Genomic DNA, 7,558 nt, shown 5'->3' on the forward strand with positions numbered 1-7,558 from the left:
TCTAGGCGGTTGCTTCGCTAAAAACTTAAATCATTGTTCTAAATCGAAATGTCAAGAACATACCAGCTTATCTCACCGTTGGCTACTTATAAAAAATGCAACTAGGTAAAATCTGGTTTAGGTAGGTTGAGCAACAGCCACGAAGGCCAGAACCTCCTGCCCCTTAACTTAATGACATTGCCCTTCAGGGTCGGGATTACCTATGTAAATAATTCTATAAACATTTGACCCCTTCAGGGTCACAAAAAAAATTCCAACCTGGATTACAATCAAGAGGATTGAAAAATACCCTAAATCATGACATCATCCCTTTGGGGTCGAAAAACCAAAAATTTAACGCGATCCTACTGTATAAAAATACCGGACCTCCATCTTTAGATGAAGATCCGGAATATTTAAAATATCGGGCAAGCTGCTTTCTGTAAAACAGAAAACAAAACCCTTATTTATTGATTTTTAAAGCAACTGTTCCACCTGGTAATTTCACAGAAACCGTTTTCGAAGCCGCATCATAGGTCCAGTCTTTAACCGACTGACCGCCAACAAGTACTGAAGATGGTTTTCCGGATACCATCATTTTCACTGAACAGCCTTTCCATGATTTAATTTCTGCATCTATACCTGTAGAAACCAAAGCAACTGTACCTCTGGTTCCGGCATCAGTGTTTAATCCCAATCCATTACCTGATATAGCAGTTCCTTCATAGTAAATTTTCTGAAGAGCACCTGATCTGTCATAGCTCGCAGTAAATCGTTTTGCATCAGTTGTAAAACCAGCTGCTGCACCATTCTCGGTTCCGGTTCTGAAGAAACCGATATCAGAACCATTAGCATGAACCATTTTAGCACCTATCCATCCCGCTGCTTCCAGCTTAGTAGTTACAGGAGCAGGACCTGAAGAAGGTTTAGACTCCGGTAAAATAACTGCAAGGAAATTAACCTGATTCAGATCCGGCTTACTTGCCAGATCCAGGAATGACTCATAAAATGATTTACCTATACCAGCACTCTTATCATAAATCTTAGATGCAACGATCTCAGGACTCACCACATCCATCGTCAATTTAGCATTTGGACGGTCGATGATCATACGTCCTTTATCATAACTGATTGCTGTCTGATTGTTCTCACCCGGAGGAGCATGAAACAACCAGTCGTAAACATGGCCTTTCGGCGATTTACTTTTCACTTCATCAAACAGGAAAACAGGACCTGTCTTAGTGTAAAGTAAGGTGCGCGAATACTTCTCAAGTTTACCCTTGTACACTGAACTCAGCTCACTTTCAATTCCATCAGCATCTTTGCCATTAAATAAATGCTGTACTCTTGGCCATTCGTTAAGAGCTTTAATTCCATTATCGTAATGAGCAGGAGCCTGACTTTCAGGATCGTGGTCAACCAGCATGACGTTATGAGCAATCGCCTGGACGCTATAACTCAAATATTCCAGATTCGCATAATATCCCAAAGGACCATAAGCAGGATCGGTCAGTAAAGTCTCTCCATTTTTCATGATCTGGAAACTTCCCTGATCGTAATGATAGTGATTTGCATTTGGTCCAACTCGGGTACTCAATATCATAGATGCATCGTCCCAACCGGAACGCATCACCATACCCTGAGCGCTAAAGAACTTGGATGGAGGCAACGTTTCTCTCGATACCGGTGTGATATCATCTCTGTACCATACATAACTTAAATAACCACCTTTTCCGGATTCCCAAAATGGTTTTACATAACTATACAGGTATGGATTTTTTGTACGGTTTACCAGCCACCAGGAGTGAATCTGTCCGCCAATATCCACTCTTGATCCTTTAGCTCCACCACCATCACCATAATCCTGCATCAAACCATTTGAATAGCTCGCCTGAATAAGGTATTTGTAAAAATCTTTAAAAGCGGTAGTTGTAGAATAATCAACTCCGAAATTACGTTCCAAAGCAGGCAGTAATTCACCCATATCCCTGCTCGCCATATTCATATAGCCACTCTTCGGCTCACCATAACTACCATCCTCATAATAAGTACGGTCGATAAAGGTTTTAGTTTTTGTCAGGATACCTGAAATGTAAGGCTCCAGATTCGGATTGGATGGATCATCACCATAAATAGCGGTTGCAGCTAAACCCATACCACCTGCCAGTACTGCAATGTGATTGGTTTGGTTAGAAGGCATACGATTCATTTCAACCATGTCACGATGGAACATTTTCAAACCTTTTTCCATAATTGCAGTACGTACAAATGCACGTTCTGATTCAGAAAGCAGGTCGTAAAGCATATCATAACCATAAGCAACAGGCTTGATAGTATAACCTACCGGATAGTAAGTCCAGAACTTACGTTCAAGCATCCAGTCGGCATTCCATTTTTTGAACGAGCAAAGTTTAAGCAATGCTTTTTTAGCCTGCTCACCTGCTGCACGATCACCTTTAAAAGTATACTGGAAGCTGCCTTCCTCAATTACATTTCCAAGAGTTGAATTAGGGTTATTCCATAAAGCATAGGAATTGAAACCCACTGAAGTTTTTGAATGCGGTCCACCAACAAGGTTTTCGGCAGTCAGATCTTTTCCTTCATTAATTGCATCAACATTCACTTTCATGAAATCTGTATGTGCCAATGCATTATCAAGAATCTTTTTAGCAACAGGCGATTTTTCATTGGCCAGACGGGTTTTAATCTCATCAGCTGAGAAATATAGTCTCGGGTGACCATTTACCTGCTTACCCGGCATCAAAAAGCGTATAGCCCAGTTTACTGATCCGCCCTGGTTATCTTCACCTTTCAAACGAATCTCCCACTGACCGCGGGCATCCTTTTCTGAGAGTTTATACATTGCTGTATTTGCCCATTCCGTACCACTGCGGCTGAATGAAATATTATCCTTAACAATTTTTCCTTTACTGTCTACCAATGTACCTGTAACCTGTTTCAAACTTATATTTCCTTCAGGTGCAACTTTAAGACTGACATTATCACCATAGAAAAAGTGCTTATTCAGGATCGTTACATCGAACATATCCAGATTAGTTGAGCCTGGAGAAGTAGCAATAAATTGTCTGTCGCGCTCACCATTGATACTAAAATCATCCATCAGTATCGTATAAGTGTACAGGTAATTCACTATCGGATATGTTCCTTTCAGTGTGATTACCTGAATATGCTCATTAGCTCCCAGAGACTTGCCATCCAGCTTAAATGCTGAGATCGGCAGATCGAGTTCTAACCAGGAATTTGCTTTTGGATTATTAATCTTATGGAAGTAACGTTTGCCTTCAAAAGTTCCCAGAGAAAGTTCAAGCGACTCAGGATTACGATCACCCTGAAAATAAACCGCAGCTTTTACCCTGCTGCCGGCAATGGTATACATATTCAGACGTTTGGTAAAACCCTGATAGAGTTCAGTCACATCATGAGCCTTAAAAGGACGAGCCAGTGCGTATTTGCTGTCTTTATAAGTAGGCGATTTAACCGCAAAATACAGCGCATCAAAGGCTATATCCTGAGCATAGGGATAAGTTTCCCAGCCGAAAAGTTCACCGGTTTCAAAGTCGTTGAACAAAGTGTAGGGAGTCCTGCCAACAGGGTTTTGAGCATAAGCAAGATTAAGAATCATGCAAATGGCAAGCATTTGTAAAAGGAATTGTTTCTTCATTTGTATATAATTTGTTTTAAAAGGGTTCCACTTATCTGTGATTTTTGTTTTAATTCCTGCTAGTGCAGGTTGTCTGGTACATTAGATTTTTTTATAGCCAAGCATCCGCAGGACATTCTCTGACCAAACTTTTTGTTTTTCAGTCTCATTTATAGCTTTAAAAGCTCCGAGCCTTAAAAACGGCGAGGTATAATCCACAAAAGGAGTCTCTGTTCCAAATGCCAGTTTATCAACTCCGAAATTCTCCAGCAGATACGTTAAACTTTCACTATTCGGGCCTTTTACAACCACTCCGCTGCCTCTTGAGGTATCAAAAAGGACATCAGCAGCCTTCAGTATCTTAACAGATTCATCTGTTGTGGGTTCCTGTCCGTCAGTAATCCGGGCTTCAAGGATCATATATTTTGCGTCGGGCACTTTACTTACCAGAGCTGCAACATCATTATAACTAATTGCTTTGTCCACATCTAACCAGGACCGTTCCCTCAAATCAGTCATACGCAGAGGAATTGAAACCGGCATACCCAGATCTCTCGCAGCCTTAACCATTTCAACACAAGCCTCATCAGTCAGTTTGTAATGATGATAATGCGGAAAGATCCGGATCCCTTTCATTCCAAACTCTTTGTGGCAGGTCTCCAGTGCATCCCTCCACCATGGAAGAATCGGATTAATAGTCGCGAACAGAATAAAGCGATCTTTAAATGAGGCATCAGAGTTCAGTTCAGCAAATAACTCTTCATTTGCAATTTGTCCATCTACATAAAAAATCCCATTCAGATTGGATACTATTGCTTTATCCACTCCATAGGTATTCATACGTTTGAGCAGGTCTTTGAGATTATTCCCTCTTAAGTTGCGGAATGGCCAGTGACCAACGAATGCATTGATATCAAGCAACATGATTACCCGCCTTTCTCAATAAATTGTTAAAGTTTTCGAAGAAGATCTTTTTCCTGTCGGCCTCGCTCAGATCAGCCCATATAATTTTACCGACACCGGTTTCATAATTCATATCAGTAGCAAATAACAAACGATCTGCGCCAATATATTTAACCGCCATATCGATCATACCCTCATCACTTACACTCCCGCTCGTATCCAGAAATAAGGTTGGAGCCTTCTTTAAGATCCGGCACATATATTCCCAGTTACCACCCCCACCGATATGACCACAAATGATCATCGCTTCGGGATAGCGGTTCGCTATCTCCACAAAATCTTCAGGTACAGAGGAGTTTGGAGGATTAGTAGGTAAATATCCCGGGCGCCAGTTTCCGAGTGTCGTAACCCCGTGAAGCATCAATGGAATCTTATGTTTGATACAGCGCTCAACGATCGGGTAATACAGCGGATCAGAAATTTTAACCGCATCATAAAGTTCGCCAAGCATCACCATCCCATTGTCAACGCAGCGGTCGATCTCATCCAAAGCTTCCTTTTTAAATAAAGGATTTATATAACACTGTCCCATGATGCGCTTGGGATGCGACTTCATCGCCTGAATAATAATATCATTATTAGCGCGAATTTCTGCAACAGTTTTCCCTCCCGGAATCGAGCAGGCAGCTTTTGTAATACCAAGGGCTTCGCAGCTTTCATCTACCTGGGCAGCATTACTGCCCGACCATACATGGTTATGCGCATCCAGCTTTGGATATTTCTTTGCAGATTCCATAATGGCTTTCCAGCCATCTTTCTGAAAGGTATTGACAGCCTTTACAGTTTCTTCTTTCGAAGGAACATTACATAAAACACCCGACATGGAAGCACCCAGGAGACCAAGCCCGCTGGTACTTAAAAATGTTCTTCGGTTTAACCCAAAATCTGTCCGGTTCTTCATGAATAGAAGTATAAAATCTGTATTCCGTTCTTTAACTCATATACAAGACCGGTCAAACAGAAAAAGCCCCATTCATAAGATAAAATATGTTAAAAAATTGGAACCAGGCTGCATCATTGTCATCTGGTTCCAGGTTTCGATTCTAGCTGAAGGGAATTTCCAAATCCCCTGGTCCTTGGAAAACCAACCATAATCAAAACTTTAAAACAGCAATTTACTTCTGTAAAAAAATCAATTTTTGCAATCGCCGGAAACTCAAAGGAAAGTACAATCAGTTAAGGAGGGTCAACCGGGTGATCATTTTATTTTAAAAATTCTCTTTTCCCGATTCTTTAATGAAAAAACACTTAAACCAGTATTCCTATCTCGATTTTTGTTCTGCATCTAGCTCGGCTTTCCGTGCTGCTTTCTCTTCATCGGTACGGTTGGTGTTATAATAATTTTGACACTGACCGAGAAGTTTAACTAATGCATCCCCACGAATATCGTGCGACTTCTTCTCAAAATCCGTGTGTCCTTTATCGTAGCCCGGATGTTCTTTTAGTTTGCGTATATTAGCAAAGGCCGCATCGGCGGCAGATCTCACCTTCTGGCAGGCATCCAGCTTAGCTAATCGAATACTGTCATCCCCACGAGGTTCAGGAATTGCATGGAAAGCCTTTAAGCCCGATACCACTGCACTTATGTTTGAAAAAGGTACAACAACCCATAACTGTGCTTCGGCCTTGAATTCTTCAGATGTAAAGGGCGGGCGCGATCTTACTTCCGCATTTGCTTTTTCCTTCTTTTCGCTTTCCTTTTTCGCCCTTTCCATTTCCTTCACTTCCTTTTCCTTTACGCTCTGAACCCTTTCATCTACAGTCATCTCTTTCTCAGACTTAATTGCGGGCAACAATGCTTTGATTGAAGTGCGCCTGTGCATAACACTGCCTGATGTATCGTCTTGGAACTGTTCTAACCATTTTTCAACAGATTTCTCAAGAAAACCCAGTTTATTATTATAAAATTCTCGTATGATTCTAGCCCCTTTTTCTTTGCGAATTTTTAAATCTTCATCCGCCTTAGCATCTTTTTCTAAATCATTTACCTCAACTATTTGTGAAATGAGCTTTTCGCGATACAAATTACATTGCTCCAAACATTTATCAATCTCCTTCAGCAAATCATCCCTGCCGGCGAAAAAACCGGCATCTGTTTGCATGGCAAACTCCTTCATACCAGGCAGAATCTCAGCTGTGTCTGATGTATTGATGTCATCCCATTCTTCTTCTTCTTCCTCTTCAGTTAACTGCTTGGCATAATCAGCCCAAGTAATCGATGAAGGTCCATCTTCTTCTGAGCCTGCCTCCAGTTTCTGTCTCATAATTTCAGAACGCTTCAACTTGGCAGGGTCTTTCGCTTGCTGACTGTTATTGTCGCTCTCTTGCTGGTCTGTATTATTTTTTACTCTTTGAATTGGCTGTTGATTCGCCTGTTTAAGCTGAGGACTGTTATTAGCCATTTCCTGAAATGCTCTAAGCTGAGAAACCTGTGAACTAGCATTGGCCAGCTCCTGCATCTTTCTCTGCTCTATTGCCTCTGGTCTGTTATCTGCAAACTGAAAAGATGACTCACTGCCTCCTTCCTTTTGAGTAAGGCCATTTGAAACCGACTGGCTTTTATTCTCCCGGGTCTTGTCGGCGTGAGTGTTCATAAATTTTTCTATCCAATTCCTTTTGTCTCTAGAGTTTAATGTTTTCCAATGACGAGGTTCTTCTGAACCTCAAGATATAAAACTAATTTATTTAATAAAAGTTAAATGCATAAACGCTACTGGAATCTTATCAATTTTGTCTTTTTCTCTACTGCCCGTAGAGTTTCCAGCGATTGCTAAAATTGATTTTTTAGCACAACGTTAATTATTAAACTCATCGGATGACTTGGAGTCACTAGTGTCCGGGGAAAGTTTTTATTAAGGTTTAGCCCGGCAGCAGAATTGAAACTCTTGCCATATTTAGGAAAGAGGGTATTTTATTAATGATTGTTTATTTAAATCTCGGGTATAGGCGTATCGC

The 7,558-nt window shown here is 41.0% G+C and carries 4 protein-coding genes; all 4 read right to left on the reverse strand.

The genetic code is table 11. The features are described 5' to 3' along the window. Positions 1-442 precede the first annotated feature (442 nt). The 4 genes from VGE44_RS16690 to VGE44_RS16705 all read right to left on the reverse strand — a co-directional run bounded on the left by VGE44_RS16690 (position 443) and on the right by VGE44_RS16705 (position 7,197). Positions 443-3,661 (reverse strand): DUF4962 domain-containing protein, encoded by a 3,219-nt coding sequence (locus VGE44_RS16690; RefSeq protein WP_331081261.1) that lies wholly within the window; start codon positions 3,659-3,661, stop codon positions 443-445. Positions 3,662-3,742: 81 nt separating this feature from the next. Continuing rightward, positions 3,743-4,564 (reverse strand): amidohydrolase family protein, encoded by an 822-nt coding sequence (locus VGE44_RS16695; RefSeq protein ID WP_331081263.1) that lies wholly within the window; start codon positions 4,562-4,564, stop codon positions 3,743-3,745. After that, complete coding sequence (locus VGE44_RS16700; protein WP_331081265.1) at positions 4,554-5,504, reverse strand: amidohydrolase family protein; 951 nt, start codon at positions 5,502-5,504, stop codon at positions 4,554-4,556. The genes VGE44_RS16695 and VGE44_RS16700 overlap by 11 nt, the downstream gene beginning before the upstream one ends. 361 nt (positions 5,505-5,865) lie before the next feature. After that, the gene (locus VGE44_RS16705; protein ID WP_331081267.1) at positions 5,866-7,197 is read right to left on the reverse strand and encodes a hypothetical protein; all 1,332 of its coding nucleotides are present in this window, start codon (positions 7,195-7,197) and stop codon (positions 5,866-5,868) included. Positions 7,198-7,558 lie beyond the last annotated feature (361 nt).

This window comes from Daejeonella sp. (genome assembly GCF_036405355.1).
In the GTDB taxonomy this organism is placed as follows: Bacteria; Bacteroidota; Bacteroidia; order Sphingobacteriales; family Sphingobacteriaceae; genus Daejeonella.

Coding starts and splice junctions, on each gene's coding strand:
- VGE44_RS16690 (WP_331081261.1), bottom strand. CDS start 3,661: ATGAAGAAACAATTCCTTTTACAAATGCTTGCCATTTGCATGATTCTT.
- VGE44_RS16695 (WP_331081263.1), bottom strand. CDS start 4,564: ATGTTGCTTGATATCAATGCATTCGTTGGTCACTGGCCATTCCGCAAC.
- VGE44_RS16700 (WP_331081265.1), bottom strand. CDS start 5,504: ATGAAGAACCGGACAGATTTTGGGTTAAACCGAAGAACATTTTTAAGT.
- VGE44_RS16705 (WP_331081267.1), bottom strand. CDS start 7,197: ATGAACACTCACGCCGACAAGACCCGGGAGAATAAAAGCCAGTCGGTT.